Genomic DNA, 19,014 nt, shown 5'->3' with positions numbered 1-19,014 from the left:
GTGTCCCGGAGATCTCTTCTGGAGGGCAGCTGCATGAACGACGACAAAGCCGTCGACGACAACACCACCGACGACAAACCAACCGAGGCACCGATCACTGGTGACGGCACACGTCATCGCGTGGTGATCATCGGCTCGGGATTCGGCGGGCTCACCGCCGCGCGACAACTGGCCAAGGCCGACGTCGACGTCACAGTGATCGCCCGCACCACCCATCACCTGTTCCAGCCGCTGCTCTATCAGGTCGCCACCGGACTGATCTCGGAAGGTCAGATCGCACCTGCGCTTCGGGTGGTGCTGCGCAAGCAGGGCAACACCACGGTCGTCCTGGGTGAGGTGGAGACCATCGACCTGGAGCGGCGCAGTGTCACGTCGCGGCTGCTGGAGCGCGTCACCGAGACGTCGTTCGACAGTCTGATCGTCGCGGCGGGGGCCGACCAGTCGTACTTCGGCAACGATCAGTTCGCCGAGTACGCACCCGGATTGAAGACCATCGACGATGCCCTGGAGCTGCGGGGACGCATCCTCGGCGCCTTCGAACAGGCCGAACTCTCCGACGACCCGGACGAACGCGCGCGCCTGCTCACGTTCGTGGTGGTGGGCGCGGGGGCGACCGGCGTCGAGATGGCCGGACAGATCGCCGAGATGGCCACCAAGACACTGCGGGGATCTTTCCGCAACATCGATCCGACCGAGTCGCGGGTGATCCTCCTGGACGCCGCGCCTGCTGTGTTGCCGCCGTACGGCGGCAAGCTGAGTCGGCGTGCCGCAAAGCGGCTGGCGAAGAACGGGGTGGAGATCCAGCTCGGGGCGATGGTGGTCGACATGGACTACCACGGTCTCGTGGTGAAGGACCAGGACGGCACCACGCGGCGGATCGAGAGTCAGTGCAAGGTGTGGTCGGCAGGCGTCTCGGCCAGTCCGCTGGGTCGTCAGCTGGCCGAGCAGAGCGGGGTCGAACTCGATCGCGCGGGCCGGGTGAAGGTCGGGGCCGACCTCACGGTGACCGGGCAGCCGAACGTCTTCGTCGTCGGTGACCTGATGGCGGTCGAGGGTGTACCCGGGATGGCGCAGGGCGCGATCCAGGGGGCGAAGTACGCTACTGCGGCGATCCGGGCGGGGCTGCGCGGAGCGGACCCGGCGTCGCGTAAACCGTTCTCCTACTGGGACAAGGGCTCGATGGCCACCATCGCCCGTTTCAGTGCGGTCGCGAAGATCCCCATCCCGGGCACCTCGCGCAGCATCGAGTTCTCGGGTTTCGTCGCCTGGCTGGGATGGCTCTTCCTGCATCTGCTGTACCTGGTGGGTTTCCGTAATCGGTTCACGACACTCGTCGACTGGTTCTTCGCGTTCACCAGCCGCAGCCGTACCCAGCTGGCCATCACCGAGCAGCAGGTGTTCGCGCGCAACGCGATCGGTGTGCTCGACAGTCTCGGTCGGCCACGCGAAGGGTCGCAGCCGGACGAGCGTGCGCCGCGGGTGGAGGAGCGGCAGAGCGCGTAGACCTATGAGCCGGTTGTCGGCGCGGCCCGGCGTGTGCGCGCGAAACCGGCTGTCCTGCCCGGTGACGGCGGTACGGTCCAGTGATGAAACAGCTCATCAGGGCCATCGTGGGTGTCGTCGCAGTGACCGTTGTCGCAGGTTTCCTGCCGGCTCAGGCGGCGGCGACGCCGTCGTCGGGCATCTCGGCGGTGACCCTTGCCGAAGGGGACATCCCGGCCGGACTCCTGCCCTTTGTTCCCAAGGGGGTCCACGTCGCGGTCCGCGAGATCACGGTCGCGCCGGGCGGGACAACCGGTTGGCACTATCACGACGGGGATCTGGTCGGACTGATCCGCTCGGGTACCTTCACCCATCCCGGGCCCGATTGTGTCCCGACGATCTATCGCCCGGGCGAGATCATCCGAGAGCCGCACGGACAGGCCAACACTCACGCCGGGCGCAATCTCGGCAACACGCCGGTGGTCCTCGATGTGCTGTACCTCCTCCCGCTGGGCAAGCCGTTGTCGGAGGACGCGCCTGCTCCCGGGTGTGACAAGGAGTAGTCCGGTCACGGGTTCGGCGGCGACAACGACCTGATGATCTGGCGTTGACCTCGTCCTGTCCGAGTTTGTCGGTGGGGCGGTTTAGTCTTGTCGTAGTTGATGTGACGCGGGTGTGCTTCTTTTGTTGACGGGCGAATGTTGTTGGTGTCCTGTCGATCTTGTCCTTCGCGGTGTCCGCGAGGATCTCACGAAAGTCCAGCCGTGTTCACCTTCTCGGATGCCTTTGCGGATGATGCCGCAGCCGGCGATGCCATTGTGTCGTCGCTGCGTGCTGAGCAGGTGGCTGATGCGGCTCGGGACCTGGTGCGGTTGAGTCGGCAGGCCGAGGCGCGGGCGGTGCTCTTGGCCTTTCGGATCGGGCAGGCGGCTCATGACGAGGTGTTGTTCGCGCTGTCGGCGGAGCGGCAGATGATGGTGCGCAATCAGGCCGACAAAGCCGCTGTCGGGGAGATCTCTCTGCAACTGGGGATGTCACGGATCAAAGCCGGCACCTGGTACAAGCTGGGCGATGCACTGCAACGTCGCCCCAAGATCCGCCTGGCCTATCTCGCCGGCGACGTGAGCACGCACCGGATGTCGGTGATGGTGCACGCCCTCGAGTCGGCGCCGGTGCCGAGTCCTGCTGTCGAGCCGGATGCAGAGGCCTCAGACACCGAGACGTCGATCGACGATTCCCAGGTGGACGACCTCGACTCCGATGGGGTGGCCGACGACGAGTGCGGTGATCCCTGCGACGCATCGGTCGAGGATGCTCCGCTGGATCTGGAAGACCGTGCGCTGGAACTGTCCTCGCATCCATCGACCGACGCCGTGTTGCGCGATGAACTCGAAGCACTCGTCATCAGCCTCGACCCGGCGGCCGCCGCCGAAGCCCGCGATGCGTTCGCCGAAACCTGGCAGAACCTGACCATCACCAATGACAGCTCCGGACACGCGAACATCGATGCCTGCGTACCGGCCGAACACGGCGTGGCCCTGCGTGAACAGATAGCGGCCTTGATCGCTGCCAGAGTGTGCCGGAACGACCGGCGCACCATAGGCCGACAACGCGTGGCGGCATTCGCCGAACTGGCCGGACTGGGCGCCCGACTCGAGTGCACCTGCGGCGGAGACGGTTGCCGCGCCGGCAACTCGGATTCGCAGGCTGCGGGCGACGCCGCCGTGATTCGGCCGGATTCCAGGGACGAATCCGATGATGGAAACGCTGAATTCACTGACGCAGAACCGCAGTCTGAGCTCGTGCTGCCCGAACTGACCGTCGTCCTCGATCCCCTCGGCATCGAGGTCCCCCGGCTCCGGGGCTACGGCGCGATCGACCCGGTGTTGGCGGCGGATCTGAGCAGCCGCGCTCGGGTCGTATCGCTGCCGGAAGCCCCTCGAGATCGGTCGGCAGGCCTGCTGGTCCGTGACCGCGGCCCCGCACCACCGGTCGATCGGACCGGGCACGGCGGCTTCGACCTTCCGCCGCCGGGAGCGCTCATCTACACACCGTCAACACGGATACGTGGCGAGATCCTGCTCTCGGATCACTATTGCCGATACCCGTATTGCGGCATGCCTGCCGATCAGTGCGAGATCGACCACCTGGTGGCCTTCGACCATCGTGCGCCGCACGTCGGTGGCTGGACCGTGCCCGAAAATCTCGCACCGATGTGTCGACCCGACCATCAGCGCAAACACCAAGGCTTGTGGCTCCCGACCATGCACACGGACCGCACCATCACCTGGCGCAACCCCAGAACCGGACAGGAGATCATCACGTACCCGCGCTGACCGGAGCGTGTCTGACGCGGTGACCTCCACCGATAGCCGTCATCGATCAATGGGGCGAAACTGGGTCTTTCTCGTAGAACAATCGTCGACCTACGCTCGAACATCGGCCACCAAGCGCCGTGTTCGAGCAACCGGCGGGACGAGGAGATCTCACGTCATGTCCGCGCCCGAGTCCGTTGCGGAGACAACCGAGGACCACCAGCCCTCGACCAGTTCGGTCGTGGAGCGTCCGAGCGGTCGGCTCCTCCGACCTCGCGAGGTGCTACGTGATCTCGGTGGCACCTACGTCGTCAACGGCGTCGTCGGGCTGATCTTCTCGGCCTCCGGCCCGGTGGCGGTCATCCTGGCGGCCGGGTCGGCCGGGAAGCTCGACGCGACGGTCCTGTCGTCGTGGATCTTCGGTGTGTTCGTCCTCAACGGGGTGCTGACCCTGATCGCCAGCTGGGTGTACCGCGTGCCGCTGGCGTTTGCGTGGACGATACCGGGCACCGTACTCGTCGGTGCGTCCCTGAAGCACCTGTCATGGGCCGAGGTGCTCGGTGCGTTTCTCGTCACCGGAGTGCTCATCTTCGCGATCGGACTGACCGGGCGGGTGCGAAAAGTCATGTCGGCCTTGCCGACACCGATCGTGATGGCGATGGTGGCGGGGGTCTTCCTCCAGTTCGGCATCGACGTCGTGCGTTCCGTCGGTGCGGATCCGGTGGTGGCGCTTCCGATCGTGATCGCATTCTTCGTCCTGCAATGCCATGGCACCCTTTCCCGGTGGATGCCGCCGATCATCGGCGCGTGTCTGGCCGGCGCGGTGGCCGTGGCGGTCAGTGGCAAGTTCCACCTCGGCCACGAGACGGCCTCATGGCTGGCGACCCCGCTGGTGCAGGCGCCCGACTTCAGCGTCCGCGCAATGCTGGAATTGGTGGTCCCGCTGGTGATCACCGTGATCGTCGTGCAGAACGGTCAGGGAGTCGCCGTTCTGAAGTCGGCAGGCCACCAGGCGCCGGTCAACGTCGTCACGGTCGCGTGCGGGGTGTGGTCGATACTGGCGGCGGCAGTTGGAGCGATCTCGAGCTGCCTTGCCGGACCGACCAATGCGCTGCTCGTCGCCGGCGGAGAACGGCGGCGTCAGTACACCGCCGCACTCACATTCGGTGTGCTCGCCATCGCGGTCGGGTTGTTCGCCCCGCTCTTCGTCACGCTGATGGAGGCGATGCCCGCGGCCTTCATCGCGACCGTCGGCGGGCTGGCCCTGCTGGGTGCTCTCCAGAACGCATTCCGATCGGCGTTCGGCTCGCGGTTCACGATGGGGGCGCTGGCGACGTTCCTCGTCTCGATCTCGGACCTGAGCTTCTTGAACATCGGTTCGGCATTCTGGGGTTTGATCGCCGGGCTGGTGGTGTCGAGGCTGGTCGAGCGGGACGACTTCCGGACCGCGGCGTCGTGAGGTGCGAATGGCGCCGCGAGGGCTAGCGTTGGACCCGCCGCACATTGTGGCGACGGTGCGAACAAAGGAGTTTCAGCGATGACCGACCGGTTCGAGGTACCCAGGGTGATCGAGGCCGACAAGGCGAAGATCTTCGCGCTGCTCTGTTCCCCCGAGGGGCACGTCACGATCGACAGCTCGGGCATGCTGCAGAGCGCCGAGGGCGAGTCCGTGGGCGCGGTGGGCGACGAGTTCCTGGTCCACATGGACCGTGAGTCACTGAATGATCGCCCGATGGGCAAGTACGACGTCCGGGTGATCATCACCGGCTTCGAGCAGGATCAGTGGATCGAGTGGTCGATCGCCGGGATGGTGCGGCCCCCGCTGGATCACCGCTACGGGTATCGGCTCGAATCCGTGGACGGCGGCACTCGGGTGACGTCGTATTACGACTGGAGCCGGGTCCGCGACGAGGCCCGCGGCGTCTTCCCGGTCATCCCGGAAACGGCGATCCGGGCGACGCTCGGAATCCTCGCGCGAACCGTCGAAACGGCTTGACCAGCGAATACTATTGCAGCTCAAACCTTCTGAATCCGACAATTCACCCCACATCCGGCTCGCCGGGTGGCATACGTAGACTCCCGAACATGTCGAGACTTCAGACTTCGCTGCGGCTGATCCCTTCCGCGATCTCTCCCTCTCGTCCGGCCGGGCGCTCGTCCTCCACGCGGCGAGCCCTCGCGGCGTCGCTGATTCTCGCCGTTTCCGCCGTTGGGGGCGTTCTCGGTGTCGCGCGTCCGGCAGCGCCGGCCAATGCGGACATGGTCCTCGGCGGGCACTCCGTGGGAGGCAAGATCGGGGACGCCTATATCTTCAGCGGGGGCATCCTCAAATGGGGAATGCCGACCGGTCCCGAACATGCCGCGGCCAAGGGCGGACGCTTCCAGAACTTCAAGCGCGACGCGTCCTTCTACTGGCATCCGTCGGTCGGGGACGGCAAGCCGCACGAGGTGGGTGGCGCCATCCGCCAGCGCTGGTACCGCATGGGCGCCGAACGCGGGCCCATGGGGTACCCGACCAGCAGTGAACTCAAGGTGGGCAGCGGCAGCCTGAACAACTTCCGGGGCGGCGTCATCTGCTTCAGCGATTCTGGCGGTGTTCAGGTCGTCCGGGGCGGAATCCTGAAGAAATGGCAGGCGCAGAAGGGTGCTGCCGGGTATTACGGCGTGCCACTCGGCGGCGAGTACAAGGTCGGCGGACGCTACGCCCAGGACTTCCTGAACGGCACCATCTTCTGGCCGTGACGGAGGGTCGGATCGGTTCGCAGGGTTTCGATACGCGACGGCCTCGGTTTCGATACGCGACGAGCTCGCTCCGCTCGCACGGCGCTACTCAACCAGCGGTGGTCGCGCGACTCGTCTGACCGCTGCGGCCGAGAAGCCCCAGGGCGCGGTACCAGGCATCGCCGTCTTCGACGTCGCGGACCGGGCCGAAGACCGCGTCGTCCCCTCGATCCGTCGGGATTCGTTCTGCTTGTGCAAGAACGAGATCCACGATGTCGGGGGATGGCCGGTAAGCGTCTCCGAGCGCGTCCCACACGTGGACTGCCAGGTCGAGTGTGTGAATCGCCAGGACGGCGTCGAGGGGAATCGCCTCTTCTCTGATCTCGACCAGGCGTACCTCGCCGGCGGGGTTGCCGTCGATGGCCGTGGTCAGTGCGATCCTCGACTCGTCCCAGAGCGTGTGAGATCTCGCCCGGTAGGCGGACCGGTCGGCGTCGCCGTCGGCGATCGCGGCAGCGAACCCGAAGTTCTGCCCCACCATGTGGCAGACCAGATCTTCGATCGTCCAGCCCACGCAGCGGCTTGCGTTGGGCATCATCGCTGATGTGAGTTCGTCGATCATGTCGTCGGCATCGGTAAGTGCGCGACGATGGAGTTCGGTGAATGTGGTCATGGGGTAATCATCTACCATGGTAGATGAAATTGGAAGGGGCAATGCGTGACGGGTGACGATCATGGGATGGATCTCGGCGCCGCGGCCGGGGCACTCGCCCGCGCGATGGTGGCCGCGGAGACGCCGATTCTGGACCAGGCAGGCCTGTCCATGTGGGAGTACGTGGTGCTCGATGCGCTCGCCGACGCCACCGCGATCTCGCAGGCAGACTTGTCGCAGCGGACGCGGCGAGACCCGACCCGGCTGGGTCACCTTCTCGACGCATTGTCCGACCGGGGACTGGTCGATCGGGCTCGATCCACTGATCGCCGGCGGGTGACGGTCTCGATGACTTCCTCTGGTCAGCAGACGCATGCGAAGGTCAAGCGGCAGATCCGTGCGATGGAGGAGTCGTTTCTGCGGTCGGCTGTCGGCGACGGCGGTGGGGCGACGGCCCGGGCGCTGCTGAGCAGGCTGGGTCAGGCGGCGGAGGAGTTGTCCATCGACTGATGAGGACCGGATCGGCCGACGCTCCTGGGCATTTGGCCGACACCCAGCCTGGGACGAACGGTGCGGAGTACAAACAGGTGATGACCGACAATGCCGTCATCGAGATCAGCCGCGATCACAATCCGTTCGGCCAGGATGGGGTGGTGCGGGACGCGACCGGGGTCTTGCGATACGCCGACGTCCCGGCAACGTTCATCGACGTCCTCCGCGACCGGGCCGCCGCACAGCCAGATGTCGAGGCTGTGGTCGAACTCGGTGGTCGCCGACTCACCTACGCGGAGCTCTGGGACGCGTCGGCGCGCGTCGCGGGTGGCCTGCGGGCCCAGGGTGTGGCAAACGGGGATCGTGTCTCGGTCCGCTACGCGGCAGGCGTGGACTGGGTACTCGCCTTCTGGGGCATCCTGCTGTCGGGCGGAATCGCTGTCGCGGTGAACACCCGATCGGCTGAGCCCGAGGTGGCGTTCGTCCTCGAGAACGCCGGGGTCACGCTGGACCTGGCTCCGGGCACTCCGCTGCCGGATGGCGAACCGTACGCCGTCGATACCGCGACGGCGGGCGACGTCGCGGCGCTGTTCTACACGTCGGGCACCACCGGCCGCCCCAAGGGCGTCCCCACCACACATGAGGCCTTTGTCGCCAACGCCGAGAACATGATTCGCTGTTCCGGTCTCTCCCGCGATGTGGGCGCGGACTATCGGACCCTGATCTCGGTGCCGCTGTTCCACGTGACCGGCTGCAACTCGCAGCTCCTGGTCGCCACTTACGTCGGCGGGACGTCGGTGATCATGCCGCAGCTCGACGTCGGCGCCTTGGTGGAAGTGCTCGTGGCCGAGAAGATCGGTTACATGGTCACCGTGCCGGCGGTGTACGCACTCCTGCTGCGCCACCCGGCCTTCGCGGACGCGAAGGTTTCCGGTGTCCGCGTGGTCGGGTATGGCGGTGCGCCGATCGCGCCGTCGACAGTGCAGGAGATCCAGGCGGCGTTCGGCGATGCCACCGTCATGAATGGCTACGGAATGACCGAAACAGCTTCCCTGGTCACGGTTTTGCCCGACCAGGATGCCGTCGAGCATGCCGACTCGGTGGGATACGCGGTGCCGTCGGTGGACATCGGCATCGTCTCGATTTCCGATGACCCGACGATCGGCGAGCTGGTCGTTCGGGGAGCCAACGTCGCGACCGGCTACTGGAAGCGACCCGACGCCGACGCCGAGACGATCGTGGACGGCTGGCTGCACACCGGAGACGTGGTCCGGGTGGACGACGCCGGACGCGTCCACATCGTCGACCGGATCAAGGACATCATCAATCGCGGTGGCGAGAATGTGTCGAGTATCGAGGTCGAGGCCGTGCTGCTCTCGGCGCCCGGTGTCGTCGACGCCGCGGTGGTTCCGGTGCCCGACGACGTGATGGGGGAGAAGGTCGGCGCCATACTGGTTTCCGAGTCGGGTGAACTTGACCTGGAGGCCGTCTTGGAGCATTGCCGGCAGCGTCTGGCCGACTTCAAGGTTCCCCAGTTCGCGGTGGTGTCGGGCGAGGTCCTCCCACGTAATGCCGGTGGGAAGCTACTGAAGAACCGGTTGCGTGGGCAGGTGGAGTGGGGCGATCCGCTGCGGTAGCGGCCGTGGAAGGAGGAATTCGCGCGACGTCGGCGATTGTGGCGCGGGGGGACACGCGAGAGCGGGCCGGAACTCAGTTCTCGGGTTCGTGACCGAGTCCACGGCACGTGAAGGACCAATAGAGGTCGGCCAATTCGTTGAGCGAGAGTTCGCCGTCGGGCCGATACCAGTCCTTCACGAGTCCGATGAAGCGGAGAATGCCGAACACCACGACCTTCAGATGCTCTTGCGGCCGAAATGTCCCTGCTGCGACTCCGTCTTCGATGATGCCGATGAACAGTGTTTGGTAGTCACGGCGAACCTCCTCGAGTTCGGCCGCATGTTCAGGAGGCAGGTGATGATTGTCGCGGCTCATGGCGAACAACGGTCCCGCAGACGGATCAACGCGCCGCACACTGTCGCGGATCGCCTCGCGGAGACGGATCTCCGCCGGTTCGCCGGATTCGGCGATCTCGCGCAACCGATCCGTGAACTCGCGCATCCCGGCCATCTGCACTCGGAAGAACACGGCTTCCTTGGTTCCGATGTGGTAAAAAATACTGCCCTTCGGCATCCCGAGATCCTTGGCGACCGCATCTACGCTGGTCCCGCGGTATCCGTGAGCCAGAAAGCTACGTGCGAAAGCGGCCTCGATCTCGGTCGCCGTCGCCTTCGAGCGCTTGGCCTTCGGTGGTGTCATGTCGTCACCACGTTCATCCGAATGCTCCGTCTTCTCCTCGGACCGGTGAAGGAACCCATGGTAGTCAATCTCGTCTCACACATCCGGACGGGCAACCCGGATCAGTCCGTCGACGGCCACCGGACCCAGTTCTCCGACGATCAGCGGATTCACGTCGACCTCGATCACGTAAGCGCACTGTGCCATCAGTGAGCTCACAGCGACGATCACGTCACCGACGACCTTGACAGCGGCGTCGTCAAGGCCGCGAGGGTCGGCGGTCAATCGTCCACCACACAGCTTCCGGAGCATGTGTTCGGCGTCGGCATGGCTCACCGGCACCAGCGACATCTCGATCTCGTCCAAGATCTCGACCATGACGCCCCCGAGACCGACAAGAACCGCCGGACCGAGCGTGCTGTCGCGGATTGCGCCGACGGTCAGTTCCATTCCGCGGCTGACCATCTGCTGGATCACTACGGGAACGTCTCCGGTCACACCGCTCGCTGCTCGCATGTCGGCCACCGCCGCGCGAACCTCGTCGGTGTTGCGTACATCCAGACGGATGCCCCCGACCTCCGTCTTGTGCTCCGCAATTGCGGGATCCAGCTTGACGGCGACCGGGTAGCCTACCGTCTCCGCTGCCTGGACGGCACCCGCCTCATCGACGACGCCGATCTCGGGTACGACCGGAATGCTGAAACGTGACAGCAGGGTTCGGGTCTCATCGGCGGAGAGGGTGTGGTGCGTCGATCCACGCGCCCTGCCCTCGCCCAACAGGGGTGTCTCCACGGGTGGCCGCGCCCGCAGATCTGCGTAGGTCTTGAGCGCAACCATCGCGTTCGCAGCATGAACAGCGTCCGGGACACAGGGGATTCCACGTCTGTTGACAATCACGGAGTTCGCGCCGGACACCGACAACACGACCGGTTTCGTCACCTTGTCGCGGACACGCTCGATGGTAGCGAGATTCTCGTCAAAGGTTCCCATCGCGAGCCCACTGACAATGACCATGTCGAAGTCGTCATCGGTCACCACGGCGTCGAGAATGTCGGCAAAGCCCGCCGGATCGTTCACGGCGTTGGCCGTGTAGTCGATGGGGTTCTGCGCGGAGCCGTACTCCGGGATCAGCTTCTCGATGTGCCGCGCGGTCTCCTCACGGGTCCGCGGCAGGGACAGTCCGCCGGCATCGAGCGCATCGGCGATCATGATGCCCACGCCACCCGAAAGAGTCATCACCGCAACACGATCTCCGATGGGGAACCGTCCGCTCGCCAGGGCTGCTGTCAATGTGACCATTTCCACTGGCGAACTCGCGCGCATGATGCCCGACCGCTCCAAGAGTGCCTCGGCGAACCGGTCGGGTGCCGCCAACGATCCACTATGACTTGCCGCTGCCCTGGCACCGGAGTCGGATGCACCGGCCTTCAGCGCGACAATCGGTTTCCCGAGCTCGAGCGCACGACGTCCGGCCGCGTACAGCACCTCCGGATCGCTGAGTGCCTCGAGATAGACCATGACGGATTGCACGTCCGGCCGCTCCACCAGCGCGGCGATGGCCTCGGCCGCACTGACATCGGCTTCGTTGCCGGTGGTGCACATGTACGACACATGGAGGCCGAGCGCTTCTGCTGCGTGGAAGAAGACCGAGCCGAGGGCGCCACTCTGACTGACGATCCCGACCCCCGGCTCCGCTGACGGCGCCACGTCGGTCTGGAGATCCGCGAAGGTTGCCAAGACCCCGGACGGGAGGCTCATGGTCCCGACGCAGTTGGGACCGATGATGCGCATGCCCGACTCGGACGCCACGTTACGAAGACGGTCCTGCATGGCCCTGCCCTCATCGCCGGATTCGGCAAACCCTGACGAGAAGACGATGGCCGCTCGGCATCCCGATGCAGCGAGCTCGTCGATCGCATCGGGCACGAGGTCCGCGGGGAGCGCGAGTACCGCGAGATCGGGTGCGGCAGGAAGGTCGGCGATCGAGCGCGCGGCCGGGTGGCCCTGCACGGTATCGCGATTGGCGTTCACGGCATAGATCGGGCCGGAGAAGTTGTCGAGGAACCGGGCGAGCACCCGCCCGCCGATGCGCGTCGGATTGTCTGACGCGCCGACGACGGCAACACTGGCCGGGGCGAACAGGGCATCGAGGTTTCGATCTCTTGGCGTCACCGGTGAGCTCCTCCGAAAGTGATCTCGCGCTTGTCGATGGCCGCCGCGACGGCATTGCGGAAGTCATCGCGGTCGAGGCTGACGAGCGCCCGGCGTGTGCCGTCGTCATAGGCCTCGTCCCAGGGCCGTGTCGCGTCCATCCTCACTTGCTCCCGGATGTTGCGAACGGAGAACGGGGAGTTGCGTGCGACCCGGGCCGCGATCCGGTGTGCAGTCGCCAGGACATCGTCGCGATCTTCGAGATGCTGGACGATACCCATGCGATAGGCGTCCTCGCTGGTGAAAGCATCGGCGGTCAAGAGGATCTCCAAAGCGTCACCGCGGCTGACATGTCGCTGCAACAGCCATGACAGACCGGCCTCGGCAACCAGGCCGAGATTGGCGAACGGTGCCGCCCATTTCGCACCGATGGCGGCGACCCGAATGTCGGCCTGCAGGACGAAGGACAATCCAACCCCGGCCACGGTGCCGTTCACCGCGGCGACAATCGGTGTGGTCATGCTCATCGGGTAGTCGTAGGTCGGATTCGTCTGCCCGCGCGCGACATCCGCAACGTCGAGGTGCGCCAGTTCTGCACGGTCCTCACCGGGCCAGAAGTCCCGGCCGGTCCCGGTCACCACGATGCATCGGACATCAGGGTCTTCCTCGGCCTCCTGTAGGAGCCCGAAGAGTCGTTGCCGCATGGCGGGCGTCGTCGCATTGTGACGGTCCGGACGATTGAGTATCAGGGTCCGCACCAGGCCATCCTGACCGCTCAGAACGAGGTTCTCGGTGTTATCAGGCAACATTTTCGGCAACCGCCGCTGGTGTCGGATCGGCCAGACGTGCCGCGGTGGCGCGGCGGGCGTGGGCGTTCATGCCGCCGAGTTCCCGTTGCAGGCCGACCAGTCGACGCGTGTGCCGGACGAGCCCGTGTTCGGTGGTGATTCCGATGCCACCGGTCACCTGGTGGGTGTTCTCGTACACCTGTACAGCGGCCATGCAGGCGTACGTTGCGGCGCATGCGGCCAGGTAGTCGTCGTCCGCCCAAGCGGCATGGCGCGCCAGCCAGGTCGTTCCCTCGGCGAAGACCTGGGCGCGGGCCAGCCGGTGCTGGACGGCCTGGAACGCGCCGAGGGGGCGCCCGAAAGCGATCCGCTGGGAGACGTAGGGCACGGTCAACGAGATGGCGCCGGCCATCGCACCTGCGGCTTCGGTGGCCATGGCGATGCGCCATCGTCGAGTCACCGCTGCCGCCTGCGCAGTGGGGAGCGGGGTCGAATTGTTGATCTCCACGCGCGCCACCGGCGTTCCGACACCGTCCGTGAGGGGCGTGACGGTCACCTGATCCTTGTACGCCACAAACGCATTGTCTCCATCGACCCCGAGGAACACGTCCGCAACAGCCCCGTACCGCACCAGTGAGCGGCGCCCATCGATCAAACCGACGACGACAGGATCGTCACCCAGTCCGCAGACATCGCCGACCAGGAGTCGGGCGCCCACCGGGGCCAGCACGCCCGATCGTGAAATGGCTTCGGCGACAAGAGCAGCCTCGAGCGGTCCCGCGGTGGAGGCGAGGTCGAGAAACCCACCATCCGACAGCGCGGCGGTGGTACGTCGGGCCTGGTCTTCGTCGCTCGCGTCGGTGGTCGCGCGACGGACCGCGTTGACCGCCGCGTCGACGATATCGGCTTGGTCCTGGGTCATCGTGAGGTTCATGCCGGACGTCCTTCCTTGGGCAGCTGCAGGGTCTGCCTGGCGATGAGGTTGTACTGGATCTCGATGGCGCCGGCGGCGATCGGACTGGCGGTCATGCTGACCATCGACCGCCCGGCGATCGAATCGGGATCCAGCGACTCCATCCCGGATATCTCGTGGATCGCCCAGCCGACCGCGGGTTCGAGAAGTCCGAGCGCTGCCTGCCCGACCGGCGCGACGTTGCGCGCCTTGCCGTGTTCGGTATTCTCACGCTCGTCGATAGCGAGGAAATTGAGCAGTTTCGTCGCCTCGGCCATCGCATACGCGCGGCCCGCGGTTGCCGACACATCCGGATTCGTGGGATCGACATCGGGGTGTTCGAGGAGCGTGTCGAGGCGCCGGAGTGCATTCTCGTGCGTGACCCATCCCGCCCGCTCGTTCGCCAGCACCGTCATGATGGTCTGCCATCCCTTGTTCTCGGGACCCAGTCGGCAGCTCTCCGGCACCCGTACGTCGGTGAAGAACACCTCGTGCACCAGGTGTGCGGCGTAAGGTGACGGGATCTCCCGGACTTCGATGCCCGGGGTGTCCATGGGCACCAGGAAGATCGAGATGCCCATATGGCGCTCGGCCTTGGGATCAGTCCGGCACAAGAGGAAACAGAATTCCGCCCGGTGGGCGTAGGACGTCCAGCACTTTTGGCCGTTGATCACGTAATCGTCACCGTCGCGGACGGCGGCGGTGCGCATGGAAGCAAGGTCCGACCCGGCGTCCGGTTCGGAAAAGCCTTGACACCACAGCACACTCCCCTCGCCGATGCGCGACAGGTGATAGTCCTTCTGCTCCTGGGTGCCGGCGTAGATGATCGCCGGTCCGATCCAGTTGACGTTCATGTACTGAGGTCCGCGCGGCTCGCCGCTACCCCACGCCTCTTCTCCGAGGATCGCCTGTTCCCAGCCGGATGCCGAGCGTCCGCCGTACTCTTCCGGCCAGTGTGGCGTGAGGAGTTGTTCTTGTGCGAGCGCCTGGCAGAACGCGATCGAATCGTCACGGTCCTTGGTGGTGGGCATGTCGCGGTCGTGATGGGTCCAACCAGGCCGCGCGTGGGTGGCGAACGCTTCGTGGATCCGAGTGCGGAATTCTTCCTCGGCTTTCGTCCATCCGAACTCCATGGCTCTCCTTGATGCAAGTGCGCGCCCGATTGGCGAGATGAGTGAATCAGCTTTGCGCGCAACGGAATAGTTCCAGAAGGCTCTTGATGAACCCCTAGCCAAGCTTTGTCGATTCGTAGTACTCTGCAAACGTAGCCGACCGGTTGACTAGTCGTCAAGAAGTGGTCGGTGGTCGTTGACAGAAAAGGATTCACATGGCTCTTGACTCACGCGTGCGGGATCGGCTCACGTTGCCTGCGTTCTGTTCACCCATGTTCCTGGTGACCGGCCCGGAATTGGTGAGGGAGGCTTGCCTCAGCGGTATCGTTGGCGGACTGCCGCGTCAGAACGCACGTACGCTCGAGGAGTTCGATTCCTGGTTGCGAAGCATTCGCGAGGGGATCGACGAACGGCTGTCCGAGGATCCTGACGCGCGTATCGGCCCCATCGCGGTCAACCTCGCGGCGCGAATGGATGACGCCGAGCTGGCGGAGAATCTCGAGGTCTGTCGGCGTCATGGCGTGGAGATCATCGTGAGCGCGATCGGTAATCCCGCGAGAATCGCTGAACGCGTGCATGATTGGGGTGGCATCGTTTACCACGACGTCACCTCGTTCTACCACGCCGAGCGTGCGATCAAAGGCGGGGTGGACGGTCTTGTCGCGATCGGTGCAGGTGGCGGCGGCCACTCGGGTACCGTCAGCCATCTGGTTCTCGTGCCGCGGCTGCGACAGATGTTCGACGGTGTCATCGTGATGGCCGGGGCGGTCGGCCACGGTGCGGCGATCCGCGCGGCCGAGGTTCTGGGTGCCGATCTGGCCTACATCGGCACCCGATTCATCGCCTCGCAGGAGTCACTCGCAACCGACCGGTACAAGGAGCTGCTGATGTCTGATTCGGCTACCGACCTGCGATACACGAACGGGATCTCGGGGGTCCCCGCGAATTGGATGGCGACTTCCCTCGCCGACGTCGGACTGGACCCCGATTGTCTGCCCGAACCGTCGGGGACGCTGAACAGTGACCACCTGCCGGCAGACATCACTCCGTGGCGCGACATATGGAGCGCCGGGCAGAGCATCGAGTTCATCGACGGGATCCCCACGGTCGGCGAGATCGTCCAGCAACTGCGGTCCGAGTACGCCGATGCATGCCGCCGCCCGCAGATCGACCAGGACTGAAGGAAAGCCCATGACACAAGCGAATACACAGGTCACTGCGACCAATGCCGGCGGCGAAGTGCTGCTCGATGCTTTCATCGTAGGTTGCGGGGTGTCAGGCATCGAAGCGCTTCACCGGCTCCGGTCGGCGGGTTTCGACGCGATCGCGGTCGACGCCGCAGACGGTGTAGGTGGTACGTGGCACTGGAATCGCTATCCCGGCGCGCGGCTCGATTCCGAGAGCTACAGCTACGGATACTTCTTCTCCGAGGAGCTCCGGAACGGTTGGGACTGGTCGGAGCACTTCTGCAGCCAGCCCGAGAATGAGCGCTACTTCAACTATGTCGTCGACGCGCTCGACCTGCGTCCGTTCATGAAACTCGGCACTGCCGTCACCTCCGCACATTGGGATCCCGACGGCGGTATCTGGCTGGTCACGACCGCCGACGGCGACCGTTACCGCACCCGATTCCTCATCACGGGTATCGGCATCCTCTCGGACCCCAAGTATCCCAACATCCCGGGTCGGGAACGGTTCTCGGGTGCGGTGGCGCACACCGCCCGGTGGCCAAAAGGAGGTCTCGACCTCAAGGACAAGCGGGTGGCAGTCATCGGAACCGGGTCGAGCGGGGTGCAGACCATCGCCGCCATCGGACCGATCGTCGGCTCCCTGACGGTCTTTCAGCGCAGCCCGAACTGGTGTCCGCCCTTGAACAACGAGCCGATCACCCCGTTGGAGATGGCTGAGATCAAGGGGCAATATGAGGCGATCTGGACCAAGACGCGAACCACCCGCGGCGGCTTCATTCACGGTCCGATCGCCGCTTCGGCATTTTCCTTCAGTCCGGAGGAGCGCCGACAGTGGTACGAAACACTTTATGGTCGAAGAGGTTTCGCCCGCCTGTACACCAATTTCATCGAGGTGATCCGGACGAAGGAGCTGAACGCGGAGTTCTCGGAGTTCCTCGCCGAGAAGATTCGTGAGCGTGTCGAGGATCCTGACGTGGCGAAGAAGCTGATCCCCGTCGACCACGGCTTCGGGCAGCGGAGACCGCCCTACGAGACCGGTTACTACGAGGTCTACAACCAGCCGAATGTCGAACTCGTGGACACCACCGAGACGCCACTGGTAGAAATCACCGAGAACGGGATTCGCACCACCGAAAGGGAATTCGAGTTCGACGTCATCATCTACGCAACGGGGTTCAACTCGGTGACCGGCGCTTTCGACAGGATCGACATCCAGGGTCGCGACGGGGCATCACTCGGCGACGCGTGGCGACAGGGCCCGAATACTGTGGCCGGTCTGGGGACTCACGGGTTCCCCAATCTCTTGATGCTCGGAGGACCACAGGCCATGGGCGGCAACATTCCCCGCTGTATCGAACATCAGGCACTGTTTCTCGACTCGCTGATGCGACATATGCGCGACAATGGCCTCAGCCGAATCGAGCCGACGCAGACCGCGTGCGACGAATGGACTGCGCACGTGGCGGAGGTGGTCAGTATGACGCTCTACGCGGAGACCAAGTCGGGATGGTTCTGGAACGCGGTCGAAGGCGCGACCGGGCACTCCTTCGGGATCTATCCGGCCGGTGTGGTCGAGTACGGCAGGCGCTTGCGTGAGATCGAGGCCAACGGATACCAGGGTTTTGTACTGTCATGACCGAGGGGGAAATGATGAGGGCAGCAGGATGACATCGGAAGCGGTAGCTCGACCTTCGGCGAAGCAGGAAGGGCGCCTGTCCGATCCGGCGATGGATCTCTCCACTGACAGTCGGATGAACCCTGATCTGCTCGCAACGCTGAAGCGTTTCGGGTTCGCCGCGAACAGTGGACCGTCGACGGTGGATCGCACCAGTTCGCATGCCGACCGGCTGGCCGTGGTGGCCACCACTGAGCAGGGCTTCGAGACCTTCTACGCCGCATTGAACGAGACGCCTTCTGGCGGTCCCGCCGTCGAGCGGACCACCGAGAAGGTTCGAGGTGTCGACGGCAACGACATCGCCCTCAACATCTTTCGCCCTGCCGGAACCACTGGGCCGCTGCCGGCGGTGATCTACCTGCACGGTGGCGGCATGACGATGCTCGCTGTCGACGGCCCTGTTCACAACGGCTGGTGCATGGCACTCGCCGGTGCCGGGCTGGTGGTGGTCGCCGTGGACTTCCGCAATGCCGGTGGTGTCGGCGGTCCTCACCCGTTCCCCGCCGGACTGAACGACTGCCTCAGCGCACTCGGCTGGGTGCACGCCGAGCGGGAGCGATTGGGCATCTCGACGATCGTTCTCCAGGGCGAGTCGGGTGGTGGAAATCTCGCGCTGGCAACTGCGTTGAAAGCGGCCGGCGACGGGACCATCGGCATGGTCGACGGTGTCTACGCCATGGTGCCGTTCATCAGCGGTGGTTATGCGTGGAGCGATGAACGAAAGCTGCGAGAGTTGCCGTCGATGATCGAGAACGACGGGTACTTCGCCTCGTGCTCGAGACTCGATGTCCTCGCAGCCACCTACGACCCGGAATTCGGAAATGCCGACAATCCGCTGTGCTGGCCGTACTTCGCCAGTGTCGACGACCTTCGCGGACTGCCGCCTCACGTCATCTCCGTGAACGAACTCGACCCGCTCCGCGATGAGGGCAGAGCCTATTTCCGGAAGCTTGTTCAGGCAGGCGTCGTCGCCCATGGGCGTGTGAACCTGGGCCTCACCCATGCTGCCGAGACCATCTTCCCGACGTCGGTCCGCGAGGCGCATGAAGCGACCATTGCCGACATCAAACGGTTCGCGGACGGTCTTTGACGCTCTCGGCACATCTGTCGGCCAGTGCATTGTCATTGGACGAACCGACGGGCAGGTCGAGTGTCTCAGCAGAGTTGAGCGGAATACACTCAACTCTGC

The 19,014-nt window shown here is 65.0% G+C and carries 17 protein-coding genes; 11 read left to right on the top strand and 6 right to left on the bottom strand.

What is annotated here, in order from left to right:
* The first annotated feature begins 33 nt into the window (after positions 1 to 33).
* The 6 genes from OVA31_RS07230 to OVA31_RS07205 all read left to right on the top strand — a co-directional run bounded on the left by OVA31_RS07230 (position 34) and on the right by OVA31_RS07205 (position 6,539).
* The gene (locus tag OVA31_RS07230; RefSeq protein WP_267630415.1) at positions 34 to 1,503 is read left to right on the top strand and encodes an NAD(P)/FAD-dependent oxidoreductase; all 1,470 of its coding nucleotides are present in this window, start codon (positions 34 to 36) and stop codon (positions 1,501 to 1,503) included.
* 83 nt (positions 1,504 to 1,586) lie between these two features.
* Positions 1,587 to 2,045, top strand: a complete 459-nt coding sequence (locus OVA31_RS07225) for a cupin domain-containing protein (RefSeq protein WP_190266148.1) — start codon at positions 1,587 to 1,589, stop codon at positions 2,043 to 2,045.
* A gap of 135 nt (positions 2,046 to 2,180) precedes the next feature.
* The gene (locus OVA31_RS07220) at positions 2,181 to 3,818 is read left to right on the top strand and encodes an HNH endonuclease signature motif containing protein (protein ID WP_267630414.1); all 1,638 of its coding nucleotides are present in this window, start codon (positions 2,181 to 2,183) and stop codon (positions 3,816 to 3,818) included.
* 157 nt (positions 3,819 to 3,975) lie between these two features.
* On the top strand, positions 3,976 to 5,256 hold the full coding sequence (locus tag OVA31_RS07215; protein WP_267630413.1) for a benzoate/H(+) symporter BenE family transporter: 1,281 nt from the start codon (positions 3,976 to 3,978) through the stop codon (positions 5,254 to 5,256).
* Between the two features lie 78 nt (positions 5,257 to 5,334).
* Positions 5,335 to 5,793 (top strand): polyketide cyclase, encoded by a 459-nt coding sequence (locus OVA31_RS07210; RefSeq protein ID WP_267630412.1) that lies wholly within the window; start codon positions 5,335 to 5,337, stop codon positions 5,791 to 5,793.
* Positions 5,794 to 5,882: 89 nt separating this feature from the next.
* Positions 5,883 to 6,539, top strand: coding sequence for an LGFP repeat-containing protein (locus OVA31_RS07205; protein WP_267630411.1), 657 nt, complete (start codon positions 5,883 to 5,885; stop codon positions 6,537 to 6,539).
* Positions 6,540 to 6,627: 88 nt separating this feature from the next.
* Here the strand turns inward: OVA31_RS07205 and OVA31_RS07200 are convergent, their stop codons facing one another.
* Entirely contained in the window at positions 6,628 to 7,191 is a 564-nt protein-coding gene (locus tag OVA31_RS07200; RefSeq protein ID WP_267630410.1) for a maleylpyruvate isomerase N-terminal domain-containing protein, read from the bottom strand.
* Positions 7,192 to 7,236: 45 nt separating this feature from the next.
* Between OVA31_RS07200 and OVA31_RS07195 the strand changes: the two genes are divergently transcribed.
* Together OVA31_RS07195 and OVA31_RS07190 are read left to right on the top strand one after the other, a co-directional pair.
* The gene (locus OVA31_RS07195; RefSeq protein WP_267630409.1) at positions 7,237 to 7,680 is read left to right on the top strand and encodes a MarR family winged helix-turn-helix transcriptional regulator; all 444 of its coding nucleotides are present in this window, start codon (positions 7,237 to 7,239) and stop codon (positions 7,678 to 7,680) included.
* Positions 7,681 to 7,760: 80 nt separating this feature from the next.
* Entirely contained in the window at positions 7,761 to 9,299 is a 1,539-nt protein-coding gene (locus OVA31_RS07190; protein WP_267630408.1) for a class I adenylate-forming enzyme family protein, read from the top strand.
* A 73-nt stretch (positions 9,300 to 9,372) separates the two neighbouring features.
* Here the strand turns inward: OVA31_RS07190 and OVA31_RS07185 are convergent, their stop codons facing one another.
* The 5 genes from OVA31_RS07185 to OVA31_RS07165 all read right to left on the bottom strand — a co-directional run bounded on the left by OVA31_RS07185 (position 9,373) and on the right by OVA31_RS07165 (position 14,981).
* A complete protein-coding gene (locus OVA31_RS07185) occupies positions 9,373 to 9,978 on the bottom strand; it encodes a TetR/AcrR family transcriptional regulator (RefSeq protein ID WP_267630407.1) in 606 nt (201 codons plus the stop codon).
* Between the two features lie 75 nt (positions 9,979 to 10,053).
* Complete coding sequence (locus OVA31_RS07180) at positions 10,054 to 12,129, bottom strand: acetate--CoA ligase family protein (RefSeq protein ID WP_267630406.1); 2,076 nt, start codon at positions 12,127 to 12,129, stop codon at positions 10,054 to 10,056.
* On the bottom strand, positions 12,126 to 12,917 hold the full coding sequence (locus OVA31_RS07175; protein WP_267630405.1) for an enoyl-CoA hydratase/isomerase family protein: 792 nt from the start codon (positions 12,915 to 12,917) through the stop codon (positions 12,126 to 12,128). The genes OVA31_RS07180 and OVA31_RS07175 overlap by 4 nt, the downstream gene beginning before the upstream one ends.
* Complete coding sequence (locus tag OVA31_RS07170) at positions 12,907 to 13,830, bottom strand: acyl-CoA dehydrogenase family protein (protein ID WP_267630404.1); 924 nt, start codon at positions 13,828 to 13,830, stop codon at positions 12,907 to 12,909. Before OVA31_RS07170 ends, OVA31_RS07175 begins: the two co-directional genes overlap by 11 nt.
* Positions 13,827 to 14,981, bottom strand: a complete 1,155-nt coding sequence (locus OVA31_RS07165) for an acyl-CoA dehydrogenase family protein (protein ID WP_267630403.1) — start codon at positions 14,979 to 14,981, stop codon at positions 13,827 to 13,829. Before OVA31_RS07165 ends, OVA31_RS07170 begins: the two co-directional genes overlap by 4 nt.
* Positions 14,982 to 15,175: 194 nt before the next feature.
* Here OVA31_RS07165 and OVA31_RS07160 point away from each other — a divergent pair, with 194 nt between their 5' ends.
* The 3 genes from OVA31_RS07160 to OVA31_RS07150 all read left to right on the top strand — a co-directional run bounded on the left by OVA31_RS07160 (position 15,176) and on the right by OVA31_RS07150 (position 18,915).
* Positions 15,176 to 16,141, top strand: a complete 966-nt coding sequence (locus OVA31_RS07160; protein ID WP_267630402.1) for an NAD(P)H-dependent flavin oxidoreductase — start codon at positions 15,176 to 15,178, stop codon at positions 16,139 to 16,141.
* Positions 16,142 to 16,151: 10 nt separating this feature from the next.
* Complete coding sequence (locus OVA31_RS07155) at positions 16,152 to 17,786, top strand: flavin-containing monooxygenase (protein WP_267630401.1); 1,635 nt, start codon at positions 16,152 to 16,154, stop codon at positions 17,784 to 17,786.
* 91 nt (positions 17,787 to 17,877) lie between these two features.
* Positions 17,878 to 18,915 (top strand): alpha/beta hydrolase fold domain-containing protein, encoded by a 1,038-nt coding sequence (locus OVA31_RS07150; protein ID WP_267630400.1) that lies wholly within the window; start codon positions 17,878 to 17,880, stop codon positions 18,913 to 18,915.
* Positions 18,916 to 19,014 lie beyond the last annotated feature (99 nt).

It is taken from the genome of Gordonia sp. SL306, assembly GCF_026625785.1.
In the GTDB taxonomy this organism is placed as follows: domain Bacteria; phylum Actinomycetota; class Actinomycetes; order Mycobacteriales; family Mycobacteriaceae; genus Gordonia.
The sequence above is the reverse complement of the archived record's forward strand: the minus strand, read 5'-3'. Positions and strand labels throughout refer to the sequence as shown.